The sequence below is a fragment of the Pseudomonas lini genome (assembly GCF_030812475.1).
In the GTDB taxonomy this organism is placed as follows: Bacteria; Pseudomonadota; Gammaproteobacteria; order Pseudomonadales; family Pseudomonadaceae; genus Aquipseudomonas; species Aquipseudomonas lini_A.
Window position 1 is genome coordinate 40,169 of sequence record NZ_JAUSSR010000011.1, and the last position, 19,552, is coordinate 59,720.

A 19,552-nucleotide genomic window follows, 5' to 3' on the forward strand; every position below is an offset into this window, starting at 1 on the left:
AGCCGAGGGAGGTGTTTCAATATTAAAACGAATGCGGGGCACGTCTCAGAATGGCAAATCAAGGATGTGCCTGGACTGAGAATCCCCCCTGTAGGAGCTGGCTTGCCAGCGAAGACGACGGTCTGGAGGGTGATGCAGGACTTGAGGGCTTCTTCGCCGGCAAGCCGGCTCCTACAGGAGATGGCTGCCAGCGATGGCGGTCTGGGGAGTGATGCAAGACTTGAAGGCCCCTTCGCTGGCAAGCCAGCTCCTACAGGGGCCTTTCGCCAGGCTGGCTCCTACATCGAAGCCTGGCGCACCTGCTTCTCCAGCTCGGCCTTCAACCCCGGCTCCAGCTTCAGCTGACGCGCCAGTTCATCCAGGTAGGACTTCTCCATGAAGTTCTCCTCGTCTACCAGCATCACACTGGCGATGTACATCTCGGCGGCCATTTCCGGGGTGCTGGCGGCCCGTGCGACGTCGGCGGGATCAAGGGGTTTGTTGAGCTCGGCGTGCAGCCAGTGCTGCAGTTCCTGATCGTTGTCGAGTTTGGTGAACTCGCCCTCGATCAATTCGCGCTCCCGTGCATCGACGTGGCCGTCAGCCTTGGCCGCCGCCACCAGTGCCTTGAGGATCGCCTGACTGTGCTGCTCGACCTGGGCGGCCGGCAAGCGGTCGATGGTCTGGGGTTCGGTGTTCGATGCCGTGCCCTGCTGGGCCTGCCAATTGCCATACGCCTTGTAGGCAATCACTCCCAGGGCCGCCAGGCCGCCGTAGATCGCGACCTTGCCGCCGACCTTGCGCACCTTCTTGTTACCCAGCAGCAGGCCCATGGCCCCGGCTGCCAGGGCGCCACCGCCAGCGCCGGAGAGCATCCCGCCCAAGCCGCCCGAGCCACCGGCACCGCCGAGCAAACCACCCAGCCCACCGGCAGACGATTTGTTCTGCGGTCTGCCGCTCTTGTTCTGCAACAGGTCCTGGCCGGACTTGAGTAGCTGATCGAGCAATCCACGGGTGTTCATGTTCCGCCTCCAAAAAGGGGTTATCCGGATCAATAAGGCCACCAGACTAGATGGAAAGTGCCCGAAACCCCTGTGCGAGAGTGCTTCCAGATGTTGCTTGATCCAGCGCGGCGTCAAGCGCACCGGCTGCGGCAAGGATAGGCCCGGTGAATCGCCGCCCGGCCCCAGCGTTGTTCGGCAATCCGGCTCGCCACGGACAGCATTTATAAAAAGCGCACTACGCTAACAATTAGCCGTACCGGCAATGGCTCCACCACGTTCAGAAACCGCCTCGACCATAATTAAAGAAGAGGGAAACACCATGTTCGTGCACAAGACCGCACTGCTCAGTGCAATCACCACCGCACTGCTGACCAGTGCCAGCATCCAGGCGGCCGAACCGCTGAAGGCCGTCGGTGCCGGTGAAGGCCAGCTGGATATCGTGGCCTGGCCTGGCTACATCGAACGTGGCGAGAGCGACAAGGCCTACGACTGGGTCACCGGTTTCGAGAAGGAAACCGGGTGCAAGGTCAACGTCAAGACGGCCGCCACGTCCGATGAGATGGTCAGCCTGATGACCAAGGGCGGTTATGACCTGGTCACCGCGTCGGGTGATGCGTCCCTGCGCCTGGTCGCCGGCAAGCGTGTGCAGCCGATCAACACGGCGTTGATTGCGAACTGGAAGAACATTGACCCTCGTCTCAAGGATGGCCCGTGGTATGTCGTCGATAAAAAGACCTACGGCACCCCATACCAATGGGGTCCGAACGTGTTGATGTACAACACCAACGTGTTCAAGACCGCCCCCGACAGCTGGAGTGTGGTATTCGAGGAACAGACATTGCCGGACGGCAAGTCCAACAAGGGCCGGGTCCAGGCCTACGATGGTCCGATCTATATCGCCGACGCGGCGCTCTACCTCAAGGCAACACGGCCGGAACTGGGAATCAAGGACCCGTACCAGCTCAACGAAGAACAATACAAGGCGGCACTGGACCTGCTGCGCAAGCAACAGCCGTTGATCCACCGCTACTGGCATGACGCAACCGTGCAGATGAGCGACGTCAAGAACGAAGGTGTCGTGGCGTCCAGCACCTGGGGCTACATGGTCAATGGCCTGGTGGCGGACAAGCAGCCTATTGCCTCGGTTATTCCCAAGGAAGGCGCAACAGGCTGGGCCGACACCACCATGTTGCATGCCGAGGCCAAGCATCCCAATTGTGCCTACAAGTGGATGGACTGGTCGCTGCAACCGAAAGTACAGGGTGACCTCGCGGCGTGGTTCGGCTCGCTGCCGGCGGTTCCTGCAGCGTGCAACGAGAGCGAATTGCTCGGCGCCGAAGGTTGCAAGACCAACGGTTTCGACCAGTTCGAGAAGATCGCTTTCTGGAAAACCCCGCAGGCAGAAGGGGGCAAGTTCGTGCCTTACAGCCGCTGGACCCAGGATTACATCGCGATCATGGGCGGCAGATAACACACCGCCACTGATTGATCGTTCCCACGCTCTGCGTGGGAATGCATCACCGGACGCTCCGCGTCCATTCGCGCAAAAATGACGCAGAGCGTCACCGGCGGCATTCCCACGCAGAGCATGGGAACGATCATTGATTCAGACTTTTCAGAAGTCCAGGCAGGGCCGCTGTGACGGCCCTCGCCTTTTTGGAGCACCGCACCATGACGCTTGCAGTCCAGTTCACCAACGTTTCCCGTCAATTCGGCGAAGTGAAAGCGGTTGACCGGGTTTCCATCGATATCCAGGACGGCGAGTTTTTCTCCATGCTGGGCCCTTCCGGCTCGGGCAAAACCACCTGTTTGCGCCTGATCGCCGGTTTCGAACAACCGAGCGCTGGCTCTATCCGAATTCATGGCGAAGAAGCCGCCGGGCTGCCGCCGTATGAGCGTGACGTCAATACGGTGTTTCAGGATTACGCGCTGTTCCCGCACATGAACGTGCTCGACAACGTCGCCTATGGCTTGAAAGTCAAAGGCGTCGGTAAAGCCGAACGGCAGAAACGCGCCGAAGAAGCCCTCGACATGGTCGCCCTCGACGGTTACGGCGAGCGCAAGCCGGTGCAACTGTCCGGCGGCCAGCGCCAGCGTGTGGCCCTGGCCCGCGCTCTGGTCAATCGACCTCGCGTGCTGCTGCTCGACGAGCCGTTGGGCGCCCTCGACTTGAAGCTGCGCGAACAGATGCAGAGCGAGTTGAAGAAGCTGCAACGCCAGCTCGGCATCACCTTCATCTTCGTCACCCACGACCAGACCGAAGCGCTGTCGATGTCCGACCGCGTGGCGGTGTTCAACAAGGGTCGCATCGAGCAGGTCGACACCCCGCGCAACCTGTACATGAAACCGGCCACCACATTCGTCGCTGAATTCGTCGGTACCTCCAACGTGATTCGCGGCGATCTGGCCAAGCAATTGAGTGGCAATCCACAGCCGTTTTCGATTCGCCCGGAACACGTGCGTTTCGCCGAAGGGCCGCTGGCCAGCCACGAGATTGAAGTCAGCGGCTTGCTCCACGACATTCAGTACCAGGGCAGCGCCACACGCTATGAACTGAAACTGGAAAACGGCCAGACCCTGAACATCAGCCAGGCCAACGTGCAATGGCTGGACGTCAGCGCCCAGCATCAGACCGGGCAACGCGTCAGCGCACGCTGGGCGCGCGAGGCGATGATCCCGCTGCACGACAACATTGTCGGTGGGGTGTGAGATGACCAGCGTGGCCATCCCTCAAACCCCGTCGGGCGGTTCGCCGTTGCGCAGGTTTTCCAACCTGCTGTATCGCCGACCGAATTTTTACCTGTCGCTGCTGCTGGTGCCGCCGCTGCTGTGGTTCGGTGCGATCTATCTCGGTTCGCTGCTGGTGCTGTTGTGGCAAGGCTTCTACACCTTCGATGACTTCACCATGGCGGTCACCCCCGACCTGACCCTGGCGAACTTCGCAGCACTGTTCCATCCGTCGAACTTCGACATCATCCTGCGCACGCTGAGCATGGCCGTCGTCGTGTCGATTGCCAGCGCCGTCGTGGCCTTCCCGATCGCCTACTACATGGCGCGCTACACCAGCGGCAAGACCAAGGCGTTTTTCTACATCGCGGTGATGATGCCGATGTGGGCCAGTTACATCGTCAAGGCGTATGCCTGGACCTTGCTGCTGGCCAAGGGCGGCGTCGCGCAGTGGTTCGTTCAACACCTGGGGCTGGAGCCGGCATTGCAGTGGGTGCTGGGCATTCCCGGCGTAGGCGGCAGCACTTTATCGACCTCGCACCTGGGGCGCTTCATGGTCTTCGTCTATATCTGGCTGCCGTTCATGATCCTGCCGATCCAGGCCTCCCTTGAACGTCTGCCGCCATCGCTGTTGCAAGCCTCGGCCGACCTTGGGGCAACTCCGCGCCAGACCTTCATGCAAGTGACGTTGCCACTGTCGATTCCGGGCATTGCCGCCGGTTCCATCTTCACCTTTTCCCTGACCCTGGGCGATTTCATCGTGCCGCAGCTGGTGGGCCCGCCGGGTTACTTCGTTGGCAGCATGGTGTATGCGCAGCAAGGCGCGATCGGCAACATGCCCATGGCCGCGGCGTTCACGCTGGTGCCGATCGTGCTGATCGCCATCTACCTTGCAATCGTCAAGCGACTGGGAGCTTTCGATGCACTCTGAAAAGGCTTCTTTGGGACTGCGCATCGCAGCCTGGGGCGGGTTGGTGTTCTTGCACTTCCCGATCATGATCATCTTCCTGTATGCCTTCAACACCGAAGACGCGGCGTTCAGCTTCCCGCCCAGGGGCTTCACCCTGAAATGGATCGGCGTGGCGTTCTCGCGGCCCGACGTGCTGGAAGCGATCAAGCTGTCATTGCAGATTGCGGCCGTTGCTACACTTATTGCACTGGTCTTGGGCACGCTGGCGGCGGCGGCGTTGTACCGGCGGGACTTCTTCGGCAAGCAGGGCATCTCGCTGATGCTGATCCTGCCGATCGCCTTACCCGGAATCATCACCGGTATCGCGCTGTTGGCGACCTTCAAGACGCTGGGCATCGAGCCGGGCATGTTCACCATCATCGTCGGCCACGCGACCTTCTGCGTGGTGATCGTCTACAACAACGTCATCGCCCGGTTGCGCCGCACCTCGCACAATTTGATCGAAGCGTCGATGGACCTTGGCGCCGACGGTTGGCAGACATTCCGCTACATCATCCTGCCCAACCTCGGCTCGGCGTTGCTGGCCGGCGGCATGCTCGCGTTTGCGCTGTCGTTCGACGAAATCATCGTCACCACCTTCACCGCAGGCCATGAACGCACCCTGCCGCTGTGGCTGCTCAACCAGCTCAGCCGCCCACGGGACGTGCCGGTGACCAACGTCGTCGCGATGCTGGTGATGATGGTGACCATGCTGCCGATACTCGGCGCGTATTACTTGACCCGGGGTGGGGAGAGTGTGGCGGGGAGTGGCGGGAAATAGCTGACCCCATATTTCAGGTAGACGCTGAAGACTCTAGGAGCTGGCTTGCCAGCGAAGGCGTCAGGTCAGCCAGCATCAATGTAGCTGACATACCGCTTTCGCCGGCAAGCCAGCTCCTACAGGTGACCGGTTTCCACACAGAAAAACAATGGATTCGAATTCGAAGAGGACAAAGCCATGCAAACCCAACTCCTGATCAACGGCCAACTGATCGACGGCGAAGGCCCGGCCCAACCGGTGTTCAACCCGGCGCTGGGCCGCTTACTGGTGGACATCAACGAAGCCAGCGAAGCCCAGGTCGACGCTGCCGTGCGCGCCGCCGACAGCGCCTTCGAAAGCTGGTCGCAAACCTCGCCGAAAGACCGCTCGCTGTTGCTGCTCAAACTGGCCGACGCCATCGAAGCCCACGGCGAGGAGCTGGCCAAACTGGAATCGGACAACTGCGGCAAACCCTACACTGCCGCGTTGAACGACGAGATCCCGGCGATTGCCGACGTGTTTCGTTTCTTCGCCGGCGCCAGCCGCTGCATGAGTGGTTCGGCCGGCGGTGAATACCTGCCCGGGCACACGTCGATGATCCGCCGCGACCCCGTGGGCGTGATCGCCTCCATCGCACCGTGGAACTACCCCCTGATGATGGTCGCCTGGAAAATCGCCCCAGCCTTGGCCGCCGGTAATACCGTGGTGCTCAAGCCGTCGGAACAAACCCCGCTGACCGCGATGCGTCTGGCGCAACTGGCGTCGGAAATTTTACCTGCCGGTGTGCTCAACCTGGTGTTCGGCCGTGGTCCTACGGTCGGCAGCCCGCTGGTCAACCATCCGAAGGTGCGCATGGTGTCGCTGACCGGTTCGATCGCGACGGGTTCGAACATCATTTCCAGCACCGCCGACAGCGTCAAACGCCTGCACATGGAATTGGGAGGCAAGGCGCCGGTGATCATCTTCGACGACGCCGACATCGACGCCGCGGTGGAAGGCATTCGCACCTTCGGCTTCTACAACGCCGGCCAGGACTGCACCGCCGCGTGCCGCATCTATGCGCAGGAAGGCATTTACGACAGCTTCGTCGAGAAACTCGGCGCGGCGGTCAGCAGCATCAAGCATGGCGTGCAGGATGATCCGTCGACCGAGCTGGGCCCGCTGATCACCGCGCAACACCGCGACCGCGTGGCCGGATTCGTCGCGCGTGCCGTGGCACAGCCGCACATCCGCTTGATCACCGGAGGCAAGGTTGTGGAAGGCGATGGCTACTTCTTCGAGCCGACGGTGCTGGCCGACGCGCAGCAGGACGACGAAATCGTCCGCCGCGAAGTGTTCGGGCCGGTGGTGTCAGTGACCCGATTCACCGATGAGGCGCAGGTGCTGGGCTGGGCCAACGACTCGGACTACGGCCTGGCGTCCTCGGTCTGGACCTCGGACGTCGGTCGTGCGCATCGCCTGTCGGCACGCTTGCAGTACGGCTGCACTTGGGTGAACACGCATTTCATGCTGGTCAGCGAAATGCCCCATGGCGGGCAGAAGTTGTCGGGGTATGGCAAGGACATGTCCTTGTATGGGCTGGAGGATTACACGGTGGTGCGGCATGTGATGTTCAAGCATTAAAAGCTTCGCGGGCAGGTCTCGCTCCAGGTTTTATGGCGTATCCAATCATCTGAACGCCACCAACCCGTAGGAGCAAGCTTGCTCGCGATAGCCTCAACGCTGCTTCAAGGAAAACACCGTTCAGCGGCGTCGACCCACATCATCAGTCTTCACCTCGCAGTAACGTCATCAAATCGTCGGTTCGTCCTTTGATATCAGCTTTACCCCGAACGGCCTCGAGCCGATCAGAGACACCGGCCTCGCCCGCCTTGTCTTCTTCATCCCGAATTGGCTCGGGAATCGTGACTTGGCCTTTATTGCTCTTGATTGTCGACATGATAGCTACCTGAACACCGGTCAATGAGAGGATCCGGCCGTGGCACCGGTGCCACGGCCCTATCCAGTCCTGCTCAAAACCGCGAAACACTCCGCATCGCGTCCACCAGATAGCGCATGGCTATCCGGTCGCTCTCCGACAACTCGCGATAGCGCTCCACCAGCTTCATTTCCTCGGAATTGAGCCGACGCCTCCTCCGCCCGGAGACCAGGCACGGAAAGATTCCCAACATTTCGGTGATGCCTTGTACTTTCGACATGGACGATGTCCTTCTATACGTCAGAGAAAAACTTGAAAAGCCGCATCGCCCTACCCTTTTTTCAGCGGTCACCTGGTGCCAGCTGAACCTCACCGGCCTGAGGGCAGAAACCGGTCATGCCCATAGAATAGGAAGTTATCCGGGCTGAAAAGCGATTTTTAGAGTAATTAATCGAAAAAAGCAGAAATGCCCTGCAAATCAGAAATCGCTGTCAGAAATTTTTACTGACATGTCTTGTTTCACTTGCTGCGCTATTGTCAGGCCATCAATCATTTTTTCTCCGGGACCGAACGGTTTAAGCTATTTGGCATCTGTTTAAAGTCCGTTGCGTTTGGCCGAAGGCATGTCCGAACCTCCATTTTTGATCCAACGTGCCAGGAACGGTGCAGGATTGTTCACGACAGGTTGTACTTATGCACCGCAGGAATTTGCTCAAAGCGTCCATGGCCATCGCGGCTTACACCGGTCTATCCGCCTCCGGCCTGCTGGCCGCTCGAGCCTGGGCCGGTAACGGAGCGGCCGATGGCGAGGCTCAGGCGTTCGACTTCGAAGCCTTGAAGATCCAGGCCAAGCAACTGGCCGGTAGCCGCTATCAGGACACCAAACAGGTATTGCCGCCGACCCTGGCGACCATGACCCCGCAGAACTTCAACGCGATCCGCTACGACGGCAACCACTCCCTGTGGAAAGACCTGAAGGGTCAACTGGATGTGCAGTTTTTCCACGTCGGCATGGGTTTCAAACAGCCGGTGCGCATGTACAGCGTCGACCCCAAGACGCGGCAGTCGCGTGAGGTGCATTTCCGCCCGAACCTGTTCAACTATGAAAAAACCACGGTCGACACCAAGCAATTGACCGGCGACCTGGGCTTTTCCGGGTTCAAGCTGTTCAAGGCCCCGGAATTGGACAGGCACGACGTGTTGTCCTTCCTCGGCGCCAGTTATTTCCGTGCGGTAGATGCCTCTGGCCAGTACGGTCTGTCGGCCCGCGGCCTGGCGATCGATACCTATGCCAAAAAGCGCGAGGAATTCCCGGACTTCACCAAGTTCTGGTTCGAGACGCCGGACAAGGACAGCACTCGCTTCGTGGTCTATGCGCTACTGGATTCGCCGAGCGCTACCGGCGCCTACCGTTTCGACATCGATTGCCAGGCCGAACGGGTGGTGATGGCCATCGATGCTCACATCAATGCGCGCACCGCCATCGAACAGCTGGGCATCGCGCCGATGACCAGCATGTTCAGCTGCGGCACCCATGAGCGCCGCATGTGCGACACCATTCATCCACAAATCCACGACTCCGATCGCCTGGCAATGTGGCGTGGCAATGGCGAATGGATCTGCCGTCCCCTGAACAATCCGGCCACCCTGCAATTCAACGCTTTTGCCGACACCGATCCAAAAGGTTTCGGTCTGGTACAGACCGACCACGAGTTCGCCAATTACCAGGATACCGTCGACTGGTACAGCAAGCGTCCAAGCCTGTGGGTAGAACCTACGACGGCATGGGGCGAAGGCTCGATCGATTTGTTGGAAATTCCTACGACAGGCGAAACCCTGGATAACATCGTCGCCTTCTGGACTCCGAAAAAACCGGTGGCGGCAGGCGACTCGCTGAATTACGGCTACAAGCTCTACTGGAGCGCACTGCCACCGGTGAGTACGCCACTGGCACGGGTCAATGCAACCCGTTCGGGCATGGGCGGCTTCATCGAAGGCTGGGCACCTGGCGAGCATTACCCGGAAGTCTGGGCACGCCGGTTTGCCGTGGATTTCACGGGCGGCGGTCTTGATCGCTTGCCGGAAGGCGCGGGGATCGAGCCCGTGGTGACCTGCTCGAACGGCGAGGTGAAAGACTTCAACGTGCTGGTGCTGGATGCCATCAAGGGCTATCGGATCACGTTCGACTGGTACCCGACCAACGACAGCGTGGCCCCGGTGGAGCTGCGGTTGTTCATTCGCACCAATGACCGGACCTTGAGTGAAACCTGGTTGTACCAGTACTTCCCGCCGGCGCCGGAGAAGCGTAAGTACACCTGACAGGAAGGGGTTGTCTGAACCGGCCCCTTCGACTTGCTCGCGAAGACGGCAGCACAAACACTGAATACTCCTCTCAGAAAAACATAAGCCCCAGTCAACTCGACCGGGGCTTTTTGGTTCTAGAGCTCCATTCAGTCACGCAAATCCGACTCATGAATCGGCTGTTCCCGATGGGTTGCCCGCTGATACTGCGCCGGCCAGATGGCCTTGCGCCCACCCAGGTCGTCATCGGCATGCAGTGGCCAGTATGGATCGCGCAGCAGTTCCCGAGCCAGGAAGATGATGTCGGCCTGGCAAGTGCGCAATATGTGCTCGGCCTGGGCAGGTTCGGTGATCATCCCTACCGTGCCGGTGGCAATGCCTGACTCCTTGCGCACACGCTCGGCGAAGCGGGTCTGATAACCCGGCCCTGTGGGAATCTCGGCGTTGACCGCTGTACCACCCGACGAAACGTCAATCAGGTCCACGCCCAACGCGTGAAGGCGCCGCGCCAGCTCGACGGTTTCATCGGGGTTCCAGCCGTCTTCCACCCAATCGGTTGCCGACACCCGTACAAACAGCGGCAGCTCCTCGGGCCAGACCGCGCGCACCGCCTCGGTGACTTGGAGCACCAGCCGAATTCTATTCTCGAACGAACCGCCATATTGATCCCGTCGCTGATTACTCAAGGGCGACAGGAACTGGTGCAACAGATAACCGTGGGCGGCGTGTATTTCCACCACTTTGAAACCGGCGGTCAACGCTCTTTTCGCCGACTCGACGAAAGCCTGGATGACGTCGGCGATCTGGCCTTCATCAAGCTGCCTGGGTTGGGTGTGCTGGGGGTCAAAAGCAATCTGCGAAGGCCCGACCGGAACCCAGCCACCGTCATCGGGTTTGACGCTGCCATGCTTGCCCAGCCACGGCCTGTGAGTACTGGCCTTGCGCCCGGCGTGGGCCAGTTGAATGCCGGCGACGGCGCCCTGGGCGGTGATGAAACGGGTGATGCGTTGCAGGGGTTCGATCTGTTCGTCGTTCCACAGACCGAGGTCATCGGCGGTGATCCGTCCATCGGCGGTGACCGCCGTGGCTTCGGTAAACACCAGGCCGGCGCCGCCGACCGCGCGGCTGCCAAGGTGGACCAGGTGCCAGTCATTGGCCAGGCCATTCACGCTTGAGTACTGGCACATCGGCGAGACCGCAATGCGGTTGAGCAGGGTCAATTGGCGAATGGTATAGGGTTCAAGCAGCAGACTCATGGGGCACCTCTCGAATCAGTGGTCAGGCTCCAGGGTTCTGTTTGAAAGTCGACGAGTGACAGGAAAAAAAGCTGCAGCACCCGCCCCCGCGGGCAAAAAATTCGACAAGACGTCACAAGGATTATCAAGCAGTGCTTAGAGCCTAGTCGACATCGTAGGATGAGGGAGGGTTCAGATGAATTCGGTGTCAGAGAGATCGCTATCGCGAGCAAGCTCGCTCCCACAGGGTTTGCGTGAACCCTGTGGGAGCGAGCTTGTTCGCGGCGGGGTCAACGCGGTTCGATGTGGACAATCATCAACTGCACCGTCTCATTCCCGCGAAACTCGTTGAGGTCGAGCTTGTAGGCCAGTTCCACCCATTTGATGGTCGGATTCGGCCAGATGTCGCGGTCGATGCCAAAGGCAATACCGTCAAGTTTCACCGAGCCACATTCGCTTCTCAGCACCACCTTGAGGTGCCGCTCGCCAACGACGCGCTGCTCGACCAACTGGAACACCCCATGAAACAGCGGCTCCGGAAAGTGCTGCCCCCAAGGGCCGGCATGACGCAGGGCACGGGCCAGTTCCAGGTGGAATTCCTCAACCGCCAGGGTGCCGTCCGACAGCAGGCGACCGGTCAGGTCTTCCTCGCGCAATTGCCGACGGACTTCGGCATCGAAGGCTTCGGCGAACAACGGAAAATTCGCTTCCGGCAGTGTCAGGCCCGCCGCCATGGCATGGCCGCCGTATTTGCTGATCAGATTCGGATGCTGCGCCGCCACCACGCTCAAGGCATCGCGAATATGAAACCCCTGGACCGAACGCCCCGAGCCCTTGAGCAGGCCATCGCCCGCATCGGCAAAGGCGATGGTCGGACGGAAATAGCGCTCTTTCATCCGCGAGGCGAGGATGCCGATGACACCCTGGTGCCACTCGGGATCGAACAGGCACAAACCGAACGGCATCGACTCCACAGGCAAATCCTTGAGCTGGGCCAGGGCCTCACGCTGCATGCCCTGCTCGATGGATTTGCGATCCTGGTTCATGCCGTCGAGCTGTGCCGCCATTTCACGCGCAAGCCCGGCGTCTTCGGTGAGCAGGCATTCGATGCCCAGGCTCATGTCATCCAGCCGCCCGGCCGCGTTCAGCCGTGGTCCGACAATGAACCCCAGATCGGTGGAGGTAATGCGCGCAGGGTCACGCTTGGCCACTTCGAGAATCGCCTTGATCCCCGGTCGTGCACGCCCGGCGCGAATGCGCTCCAGGCCCTGGTGCACCAGAATCCGGTTGTTGGCATCCAGCGGCACCACGTCGGCGACGCTGCCCAGGGCCACCAGGTCCAGCAACTCGCCGATATTCGGCTGTGGCGTGCGTTCGTACCAGCCCAGGCTGCGCAGACGCGCACGCAAAGCCATCAGTACGTAAAAAATAACCCCGACCCCGGCCAGCGCCTTGCTCGGGAACTCACAACCCGGCTGGTTGGGATTGACGATGGCATCGGCCAGCGGCAGCTCGTCACCAGGCAAGTGGTGGTCGGTGACCAGGACCTTGAGCCCGGCCTTTTTCGCCGCCGCCACGCCTTCGACGCTGGAAATGCCGTTATCCACGGTGATCAGCAGTTGAGGGTCGCGGGTCAGTGCGACTTCGACGATTTCCGGGGTCAGGCCGTAACCGTATTCGAAGCGGTTCGGCACCAGGTAGTCGACGTGAGCCGCGCCCAACAGCTGCAACCCCAGCATCCCCACGGTACTGGCCGTCGCCCCGTCGGCGTCGAAGTCACCAACGATCAGAATCCGCTGGCGCTGCTCCAGCGCCGCGACCAGCAAATCCACCGCGCCCTCGATACCTTTGAGCCGCTGGAACGGAATCAGCCGCGCCAGGCTCTTGTCCAGCTCGACTTCGGACTGTACGCCCCGCGCCGCGTACAGACGGGTCAGCAGTGGCGGCAAATCACCGAGGAATGGCAGGGTGTCGGGCAACAGGCGAGGTTCGATGCGCATGGGGTGACAGGTGCTTCTCTTGGATAGGTGGGACAAAACCGGTGGGTGCGGAGCCGTGCAGATCGATCAGCCGCGTTCGCCGCTCAGCCACTGCAGCTGCACTTCGTGTTGGCCACGGTCGTCGGTGACGAAAATCGTCCCTTCGCTGATCATCACATCCCACTTGATCACGCGTGGCATGTCTTTGGCCAGGGTCTCCAGGACGTCCTGGGGTACTGCGGCGATGTGCACGTTTTTCAGGTTCTTGATCGCCGGGATCACTTTGCTTTCCCAGACGCGCAGGCTGCCGTAGGCCAGCAGGCTGGTGCGTTCGGTGCGGCGCGAGCACCAGGTCAGACGATCGGCGTCCGGCTGGCCGACTTCGATCCAGTGCAGGACACGGTCGTCCAGGCTCTTTTCCCACAGCGCTGGCTCATCGACGTCTGACAGACCGCGACCGAACGACAGCTGCTCGTTGTACCAGAAGGCGTAGGCCAGCAGCCGCACGGTCATGCGCTCTTCGGTTTCCGACGGGTGACGGGCGATGGTCTGCTTCACGCTCTCGTAGATGCTGCGATCGAGGTCGGTGAGGTTCAGTTCAAACTTGTAGGTCGTGGACGGCTGGGCCATGAACGGGCTTCTTGATACGTGGAAAGGCGGCAAGTCTAACCGATGCGACCGGCATTCAACGAATTGAAGGCGAATCAACCTTGGGCGGCCGACGCCGGGCTATGCTAAAACGCTCTACCCGTTAAGCCTATGTCCTACAGGATCCAGCATGCCGTTTACCGCCAAACCGCTCTCAGGCCTGAAAGTCATCGAATTGGGCACTTTGATCGCCGGGCCATTCGCCTCGCGCATTTGTGGTGAATTCGGTGCCGAAGTGATCAAGATTGAATCTCCGGACGGTGGCGACCCCTTGCGCAAATGGCGCAAGCTTTACGAAGGCACCTCGTTGTGGTGGTTCGTCCAGGCACGCAACAAAAAATCCCTGACGCTGAACCTCAAGCATCCGGACGGCCTGGCGATTCTGAAAAAGCTGCTCGGCGAAGCGGACATTCTGATCGAAAATTTTCGCCCGGGCGTCCTGGAAAAACTCGGCCTGGGCTGGGAAGTCCTGCACGCACTGAACCCGAAACTGGTGATGGTGCGCCTTTCGGGCTTCGGTCAGACCGGACCGATGAAGGATCAACCAGGGTTTGGCGCCGTCGGTGAATCCATGGGCGGCCTGCGCTACATCACCGGTTTCGAAGACCGGCCACCGGTGCGCACCGGAATCTCCATCGGCGATTCGATTGCCGCACTCTGGGGCGTGATTGGTGCACTGATGGCTCTGCGTCATCGCGAGGTCAACGGCGGCCTGGGCCAGGTGGTCGATGTGGCGCTGTACGAAGCGATCTTCGCCATGATGGAAAGCATGGTCCCGGAGTTCGACGTGTTCGGTTTCATCCGCGAACGCACCGGCAACATCATGCCCGGCATCACGCCCTCTTCGATCCACACCAGCGCCGACGGCAAACATGTGCAGATCGGTGCCAACGGCGATGCCATCTTCAAGCGCTTCATGTTGCTCATCGGCCGGGAAGACCTGGCCAACGACCCGCTATTGGCCAGCAACGATGGGCGCGACGGCCGTCGCGACGAGATTTATGGGGTGATTGATCGCTGGGTCAACTCACTGCCGCTGGATGCCATCATCAGCCAGTTGAATCAGGCCGACGTACCGGCGAGCCGGATCTTCAGTGCCGAAGACATGTTCAGCGATCCGCAGTACCTGGCCAGGGAAATGTTTCTCAAGGCCAAGTTGCCGGATGGCAAGGATTTCAAGATGCCGGGAATCGTTCCGAAACTCTCGGACACACCCGGCACATCGGAATGGGTCGGGCCGCAGTTGGGCGAACACAATGCGCAGGTACTGAACGACCTTGGTTATGACAAGGAACAGATCGCAAAGCTGCGTGAAAACGGCGCCATCTAAGCTGCAGCGCCTGCCGGCACGTCTCATCGTCCACTGCCTGGCGGGCGGCGGACGAACCCTGCGCGCAATCGCGGTTTTCCTCTTGCTTGCCGGTCAGGCTCAGGCGACGTCGGCGCAGCCCAAGGAAACCCTGGTCTGGCTGTTGCGCGACCTTCCGCCGCTGATGATTTTCGAAGGACCGGAAAAAGGCCAGGGCGTCATCGATCAACTGCTGCCGTTGCTGATCGCTCGCATGCCGCAGTACCAACACACGCTGATGCGGGTCAATCGCGCTCGCGGCTTGCAAATGCTCCGCGAGCCCTCCCTCACCTGCGATGCGGCGCTGAACTGGAGCGAAGACCGCGCCAGCTGGATGGCGTTTTCCATCCCGGTCTTTCGGGCGATCAGCAATGGCCTGGCAGTGCGGCGCGTCGATCGGGCGCTGCTGACACCTTTTCTCAAGGATGGCGAAGTGGACCTGGCGGCCCTGCTGGCCAGTGGCGGCGAGAAGCTGGGAGTCATTGCCGAGCGCAACTATGGCGAGTATCTCGATGCCCTTCTAAAACAGGCACCGGCCCATGCGCTGACGCTCCACTACGGCAACGACGCGCTGGGCAGCCTGTTGCAGATGCAACGCCTGGGACGCTTGCGACTGCTGTTGGGTTACCGCTCGGAGATCCGCTACCAGGCCCGGCAGCAGGGGCTCGCGGAGGACGAATTGGAGTTCTATCCGATCCACGGCACGAGCAAATACCTGTCCGGTTATATCGGCTGTACTGACACCCCTCAGGGCCGCCAGGCCATCGTCGAGATCAACCAACTGCTGCGCACGCTGCGCCACGAGCGCTTGAGCGAGGCTTATGCCGCCTGGCTGGACCCCGACAGTCGAAGCGACTACCTCGAAGCCAGCAGGGCATTTTTCAGCGAGCAGGCCGGGCAATGACAAATCGCGGACAAAAAGAAACCCCGAGAAGTGGGGAGACGACTCGGGGTTAAACGTGGCCTACATAAAGACCAGTAACAGCAAGCTACAAGCACCGGAGCACAATGCTTGATCCTGCTGTTACATGCTCTGACCGACCCGGGAGCAGGAAGTTTCCCACAGAGGACAATTTCATTTTCGGCTGGCCAGGGACTTGCCCTGGGCAGCATTGCGTAACGCTGCGATCACGCAGGGCTCCAGACGCCCTTCGGCAATCAACACATCGCGATGCAATCCGTCGACCACATCCGTCAGCAGACGCTTGTCGGTCAACTGTGCCTGGTTGAATTCCCGTTCGACCACAATGGCGCCAGTCGAATTTTTCAGCGTCACCAGGCATTCGCCCTGGGGTCCCGACGGGGTCAACGTTACCTGATACGGGCTCAGAGCCTCACCGAGCAATAGACTGATACTTTCCATCTCGATCACCACTCAATAGTCCGAAAACATAGTGCCTGGGGCGTGTCCACTGTAAATGACCACTGGCCCTGGAGGAAAGTTCTGAATGCCGATAGCGCAGACATCGGCGTCTCTGGTTGATGGAGCATGCATGGCAAAGATGACAAGGATAAAACAGAGGCGCTAGATCCAGTGCCGAAGAAAAGCAACGGCAAGATCAAAAGATCGCAGCCTCGCTTCGCGAGACAGCCCCTGCAGGGAGTTGTTTTTTACGCCTGCTTTTTATACTTGCCGATATCGCACCATCCACCCAGCAGTCCGCGCATAGTTCCGTCGGCGCTGTAGAACGGCACCGCCCACTGGTAAATATCCCTGGGCCCACTCTTGAACAGCAACCGACGCTCACAAAAGCTCGCCTTGCGAGTACCCAGGTGTGCCATGACCTCGGCATGCAGCAGTTCGGCGGTCTCCCTGGGCAAGATATCGAGTTCGATCAACTGCCGCCCCTGAACCTGGTCGAAGCGAGTCGACAAGCTTTCTTCATAACTTTTATTGCACATGACCAACCGGCCTTCCAGATCACGAACAAACATCGGATCGGGCATGGCGTCCATCAACGCATGTTGAAAAGCCAGTTGCTCACGCAGGTCTGTTTCGGCCGCTCGACGCTGCCGGGTCATGGCCTTGAGCCGACGATGCCAAAGTATCGAAAGTGCGAATATGCCGATAGCTCCCCCGCTCCCCCAGCCCCACGTTGTCAGTGGTTGCCATGGAGCGGGCGCTTGTAACGGAGCGCTGCCACTGGACCATTTCAGGCGAATGGCGCGCAACTCAGCAGGCGAAAACGCTTCAAGCGCCTTGTTGAGAATACTCAACAACTGCGGCTGACCCTTGCCTAACGCCAGGTAATCGGCGTCCCATTTACCCTCCACCACATTCCCGACCCTGAGCTGTCCCGACGGGTAAACATGCGCTCCGATCTCGGAGTAGATGGTGGCATCGGCCTCACCGATTTCGACCAGCGCCCGGGCCTCGGCGTAGGTCTTGACCGAATGCAAATGGATGGCCGGGTAGTCACGGCGAATCATTGATTCGAGGGCGTGCCGGGCCGGCAGCACCAACACTCGCCTCGACAGTTGATCCAGGGATTTCAACGGAGGCTCCCCTGCCCGTCCGATCAATACCCAACCTGCGCCACCGAACGCGTGGCTGAAATCCAGAAACCCCTTGCGCTCGTCATTCATCGACAAGGTCGTACTCATGTTCGCCGAGCCACTTTCGAGCTGCTCCAGCATCTGCTCGGTGGAAAACGTCTCCTCATGCACGAACTGCAGTCCGGTCATGGCGCTGATGCGAGTGAGCACATCGGCGTACAAGCCGCTCCATTGACCCTGCTCATCCTTGAACAGATACAGCGGATACTGCTTGGACGCGACAATGACTCGCGGGTTCTCGGCGATCCATTGCAGTTCCTGGGCATTGAGTCTTATCGTCGTGCCAGCGATTGCGCCCTTGGATTCAGGTGTCGCCGAATACGCCGCCATCACCCAATGCGCGACGCCCATGGCTCCAAGTAAACACATCCAACAGGCGGCGGGTTTCAATCCTTTGAAAAATGGCATTGTCACTTCCCTGTTCATCGAATCGCCCGTCCTTGAAGGCAATGCTGATCAGTTAGGAAATTGTAGGAGCGAGCTTGCTCGCGATGGTCGTTAACGATAACGCGTGTTTACTGGCTATACGCGGCGCTCTTGAGCCCATCGCGAGCAAGCTCGCTCCTACAGAAAAGCGCATTGCGCTTAACTGAACAGCATTACGTCCTTGAGGGCGATTCCTCATGTTCGAAATACGACAAGTGTGACATCCGAAAACGAGAAAGCCCGTCAGGAGACGGGCTTCAATGTGTGACAGCTTATGCCGGTTACAGAGGCTTGCCGCGGTTGCCATGCTGGCTGACAAAGGCCTGCACGGCCTTCAGGTCATTCGGCAAAACCGTGCAGCGCTCATCTCGCTCAAACAAATCAGCAAGATGCACAGGCAGTTCAAGCGCTTTTCCTACACCGGCTTTTTCCACGGCGTCCGGGAATTTGACCGGGTGGGCCGTGCCCAGGATCACCATCGGAATATCCAGGCTGCGACGGCATTCGCGCGCGGCCTTGACGCCAATGGCCGTATGCGGATCCAGCAGCTCGCCCGTCTGCTCGAAGACTTCGGCGATGGTCTCGCAGGTTTGTGCATCGTCCACGGCAAGGGAGTCGAACAGTTTGCGGGCTTCGGTCCAGCGTTCCTGTTCGACGCTGAAACCGCCACCTTGCTTGAAGTTGTCCATCAGGCCGGCAATCGCTGCGCCATTGCGACCGTGCAGGTCGAACAGCAGACGTTCGAAGTTCGACGACACCATGATGTCCATGGACGGCGACAGTGTGGCGTGCAGGGTTTCCTTGACGTACTGGTTACCGCTCATGAAGCGGTGCAGGATGTCGTTGCGGTTGGTGGCGACGATCAACTGGTTGATCGGCAGGCCCATGTTGCGTGCCAGGTAACCGGCGAAGATATCGCCGAAGTTGCCGGTGGGCACCGAGAACGATACCGAACGCGCCGGGCCGCCCAACTGCAGGGCTGCGTGGAAGTAGTAGACAATCTGGGCCATGATCCGCGCCCAGTTGATCGAGTTCACCGCCACCAGGCGCGTGCCCTTGAGGAAGCTCTGGTCGGCGAAGCTGGCCTTGACCATTTCCTGGCAGTCATCGAAGTTGCCTTCGATGGCGATGTTGTGGATGTTCTCGCCGAAAATAGTGGTCATCTGCCGGCGCTGCACTTCAGACACGCGGTTGTGCGGGTGCAGGATGAAGATGTCGACGTTTTCGCAGTGCTTGCAGCCTTCGATGGCGGCCGAACCGGTGTCACCGGAAGTGGCGCCAACGATGACCACGCGCTCACCGCGCTTTTCCAGCACGTAGTCGAGCAGACGACCGAGCAGTTGCAGGGCGAAGTCCTTGAACGCCAGGGTCGGGCCGTGGAACAGCTCCAGCACCCATTCGTTGCCATTCAGCTGACGCAACGGTGCCACGGCGTTGTGGGAAAACACGCCATAGGTTTCTTCAAGAATCTTTTTGAAATCGGCATCGGGAATGCTGCCGGTGACGAACGGGCGCATCACCCGGAAGGCCAGTTCGTGGTATGGCAGGCCGGCCCAGGAAGCGATTTCTTCCTGGGTAAAACGTGGCAGGTTTTCCGGGACGTACAAACCGCCGTCGGTGGCGAGGCCGGCCAGCAGGACGTCTTCGAAATTCAGGGCCGGTGCCTGGCCGCGGGTACTGATATAACGCATAAGGGCAAACCTTCGGTTTGGGCTTCAAGCT

The 19,552-nt window shown here is 60.0% G+C and carries 17 protein-coding genes; 8 read left to right on the forward strand and 9 right to left on the reverse strand.

The genetic code is table 11. The annotated features are described in order from the left end of the window. Positions 1 to 278: 278 nt before the first annotated feature. Entirely contained in the window at positions 279 to 1,001 is a 723-nt protein-coding gene (locus J2W17_RS21030; protein ID WP_307338671.1) for a tellurite resistance TerB family protein, read from the reverse strand. Between the two features lie 301 nt (positions 1,002 to 1,302). On the opposite strand from J2W17_RS21030, the gene ydcS reads away from it, so the two are divergent. The 5 genes from ydcS to J2W17_RS21055 all read left to right on the forward strand — a co-directional run bounded on the left by ydcS (position 1,303) and on the right by J2W17_RS21055 (position 7,042). After that, entirely contained in the window at positions 1,303 to 2,454 is a 1,152-nt protein-coding gene (gene ydcS, locus J2W17_RS21035) for a putative ABC transporter substrate-binding protein YdcS (protein ID WP_307338673.1), read from the forward strand. Between the two features lie 200 nt (positions 2,455 to 2,654). Continuing rightward, a complete protein-coding gene (locus J2W17_RS21040) occupies positions 2,655 to 3,692 on the forward strand; it encodes an ABC transporter ATP-binding protein (protein WP_307338676.1) in 1,038 nt (345 codons plus the stop codon). Between the two features lies 1 nt (position 3,693). Next, positions 3,694 to 4,641, forward strand: coding sequence for an ABC transporter permease (locus tag J2W17_RS21045; protein ID WP_307338679.1), 948 nt, complete (start codon positions 3,694 to 3,696; stop codon positions 4,639 to 4,641). Next, positions 4,631 to 5,440, forward strand: a complete 810-nt coding sequence (locus J2W17_RS21050) for an ABC transporter permease (RefSeq protein WP_307338682.1) — start codon at positions 4,631 to 4,633, stop codon at positions 5,438 to 5,440. The genes J2W17_RS21045 and J2W17_RS21050 overlap by 11 nt, the downstream gene beginning before the upstream one ends. Positions 5,441 to 5,617: 177 nt before the next feature. Beyond that, on the forward strand, positions 5,618 to 7,042 hold the full coding sequence (locus J2W17_RS21055; RefSeq protein WP_307338685.1) for a gamma-aminobutyraldehyde dehydrogenase: 1,425 nt from the start codon (positions 5,618 to 5,620) through the stop codon (positions 7,040 to 7,042). A gap of 142 nt (positions 7,043 to 7,184) precedes the next feature. Here J2W17_RS21055 and J2W17_RS21060 read toward each other — a convergent pair whose 3' ends face one another. Both J2W17_RS21060 and J2W17_RS21065 read right to left on the reverse strand, forming a co-directional pair. After that, entirely contained in the window at positions 7,185 to 7,358 is a 174-nt protein-coding gene (locus J2W17_RS21060; protein ID WP_307338688.1) for an AbrB family transcriptional regulator, read from the reverse strand. A gap of 73 nt (positions 7,359 to 7,431) precedes the next feature. Further along, on the reverse strand, positions 7,432 to 7,617 hold the full coding sequence (locus J2W17_RS21065; RefSeq protein ID WP_150765962.1) for a hypothetical protein: 186 nt from the start codon (positions 7,615 to 7,617) through the stop codon (positions 7,432 to 7,434). A gap of 413 nt (positions 7,618 to 8,030) precedes the next feature. Here J2W17_RS21065 and J2W17_RS21070 point away from each other — a divergent pair, with 413 nt between their 5' ends. Next, positions 8,031 to 9,656, forward strand: a complete 1,626-nt coding sequence (locus J2W17_RS21070; protein WP_307338693.1) for a glucan biosynthesis protein D — start codon at positions 8,031 to 8,033, stop codon at positions 9,654 to 9,656. A 131-nt stretch (positions 9,657 to 9,787) separates the two neighbouring features. On the opposite strand, the gene J2W17_RS21075 is transcribed toward J2W17_RS21070, so the two are convergent. From J2W17_RS21075 to J2W17_RS21085, 3 genes are all read right to left on the reverse strand, one after another. Beyond that, on the reverse strand, positions 9,788 to 10,894 hold the full coding sequence (locus tag J2W17_RS21075; RefSeq protein WP_307338698.1) for an NADH:flavin oxidoreductase/NADH oxidase: 1,107 nt from the start codon (positions 10,892 to 10,894) through the stop codon (positions 9,788 to 9,790). Between the two features lie 269 nt (positions 10,895 to 11,163). Further along, positions 11,164 to 12,873, reverse strand: coding sequence for a single-stranded-DNA-specific exonuclease RecJ (gene recJ, locus J2W17_RS21080; RefSeq protein WP_307338701.1), 1,710 nt, complete (start codon positions 12,871 to 12,873; stop codon positions 11,164 to 11,166). Positions 12,874 to 12,939: 66 nt separating this feature from the next. After that, on the reverse strand, positions 12,940 to 13,482 hold the full coding sequence (locus tag J2W17_RS21085) for a YaeQ family protein (RefSeq protein WP_307338705.1): 543 nt from the start codon (positions 13,480 to 13,482) through the stop codon (positions 12,940 to 12,942). A gap of 148 nt (positions 13,483 to 13,630) precedes the next feature. Between J2W17_RS21085 and J2W17_RS21090 the strand changes: the two genes are divergently transcribed. Both J2W17_RS21090 and J2W17_RS21095 read left to right on the forward strand, forming a co-directional pair. Next, on the forward strand, positions 13,631 to 14,830 hold the full coding sequence (locus tag J2W17_RS21090) for a CaiB/BaiF CoA transferase family protein (protein WP_307338708.1): 1,200 nt from the start codon (positions 13,631 to 13,633) through the stop codon (positions 14,828 to 14,830). After that, positions 14,811 to 15,752 (forward strand): TIGR02285 family protein, encoded by a 942-nt coding sequence (locus tag J2W17_RS21095; protein WP_373460015.1) that lies wholly within the window; start codon positions 14,811 to 14,813, stop codon positions 15,750 to 15,752. The genes J2W17_RS21090 and J2W17_RS21095 overlap by 20 nt, the downstream gene beginning before the upstream one ends. Before the next feature lie 171 nt (positions 15,753 to 15,923). Here J2W17_RS21095 and J2W17_RS21100 read toward each other — a convergent pair whose 3' ends face one another. The 3 genes from J2W17_RS21100 to thrC all read right to left on the reverse strand — a co-directional run bounded on the left by J2W17_RS21100 (position 15,924) and on the right by thrC (position 19,521). Further along, a complete protein-coding gene (locus tag J2W17_RS21100) occupies positions 15,924 to 16,211 on the reverse strand; it encodes a DUF3509 domain-containing protein (RefSeq protein WP_307338715.1) in 288 nt (95 codons plus the stop codon). A gap of 248 nt (positions 16,212 to 16,459) precedes the next feature. Then, complete coding sequence (locus tag J2W17_RS21105) at positions 16,460 to 17,812, reverse strand: transporter substrate-binding domain-containing protein (protein WP_307338719.1); 1,353 nt, start codon at positions 17,810 to 17,812, stop codon at positions 16,460 to 16,462. A 299-nt stretch (positions 17,813 to 18,111) separates the two neighbouring features. Continuing rightward, positions 18,112 to 19,521, reverse strand: a complete 1,410-nt coding sequence (gene thrC / locus J2W17_RS21110; protein WP_307338722.1) for a threonine synthase — start codon at positions 19,519 to 19,521, stop codon at positions 18,112 to 18,114. Positions 19,522 to 19,552 lie beyond the last annotated feature (31 nt).

Coding starts and splice junctions, on each gene's coding strand:
- thrC (WP_307338722.1), bottom strand. CDS start 19,521: ATGCGTTATATCAGTACCCGCGGCCAGGCACCGGCCCTGAATTTCGAA.
- J2W17_RS21090 (WP_307338708.1), top strand. CDS start 13,631: ATGCCGTTTACCGCCAAACCGCTCTCAGGCCTGAAAGTCATCGAATTG.
- J2W17_RS21085 (WP_307338705.1), bottom strand. CDS start 13,482: ATGGCCCAGCCGTCCACGACCTACAAGTTTGAACTGAACCTCACCGAC.
- ydcS (WP_307338673.1), top strand. CDS start 1,303: ATGTTCGTGCACAAGACCGCACTGCTCAGTGCAATCACCACCGCACTG.
- J2W17_RS21050 (WP_307338682.1), top strand. CDS start 4,631: ATGCACTCTGAAAAGGCTTCTTTGGGACTGCGCATCGCAGCCTGGGGC.
- J2W17_RS21065 (WP_150765962.1), bottom strand. CDS start 7,617: ATGTCGAAAGTACAAGGCATCACCGAAATGTTGGGAATCTTTCCGTGC.
- J2W17_RS21030 (WP_307338671.1), bottom strand. CDS start 1,001: ATGAACACCCGTGGATTGCTCGATCAGCTACTCAAGTCCGGCCAGGAC.
- J2W17_RS21045 (WP_307338679.1), top strand. CDS start 3,694: ATGACCAGCGTGGCCATCCCTCAAACCCCGTCGGGCGGTTCGCCGTTG.
- recJ (WP_307338701.1), bottom strand. CDS start 12,873: ATGCGCATCGAACCTCGCCTGTTGCCCGACACCCTGCCATTCCTCGGT.
- J2W17_RS21060 (WP_307338688.1), bottom strand. CDS start 7,358: ATGTCGACAATCAAGAGCAATAAAGGCCAAGTCACGATTCCCGAGCCA.
- J2W17_RS21105 (WP_307338719.1), bottom strand. CDS start 17,812: ATGCCATTTTTCAAAGGATTGAAACCCGCCGCCTGTTGGATGTGTTTA.
- J2W17_RS21070 (WP_307338693.1), top strand. CDS start 8,031: ATGCACCGCAGGAATTTGCTCAAAGCGTCCATGGCCATCGCGGCTTAC.
- J2W17_RS21075 (WP_307338698.1), bottom strand. CDS start 10,894: ATGAGTCTGCTGCTTGAACCCTATACCATTCGCCAATTGACCCTGCTC.
- J2W17_RS21100 (WP_307338715.1), bottom strand. CDS start 16,211: ATGGAAAGTATCAGTCTATTGCTCGGTGAGGCTCTGAGCCCGTATCAG.
- J2W17_RS21055 (WP_307338685.1), top strand. CDS start 5,618: ATGCAAACCCAACTCCTGATCAACGGCCAACTGATCGACGGCGAAGGC.
- J2W17_RS21040 (WP_307338676.1), top strand. CDS start 2,655: ATGACGCTTGCAGTCCAGTTCACCAACGTTTCCCGTCAATTCGGCGAA.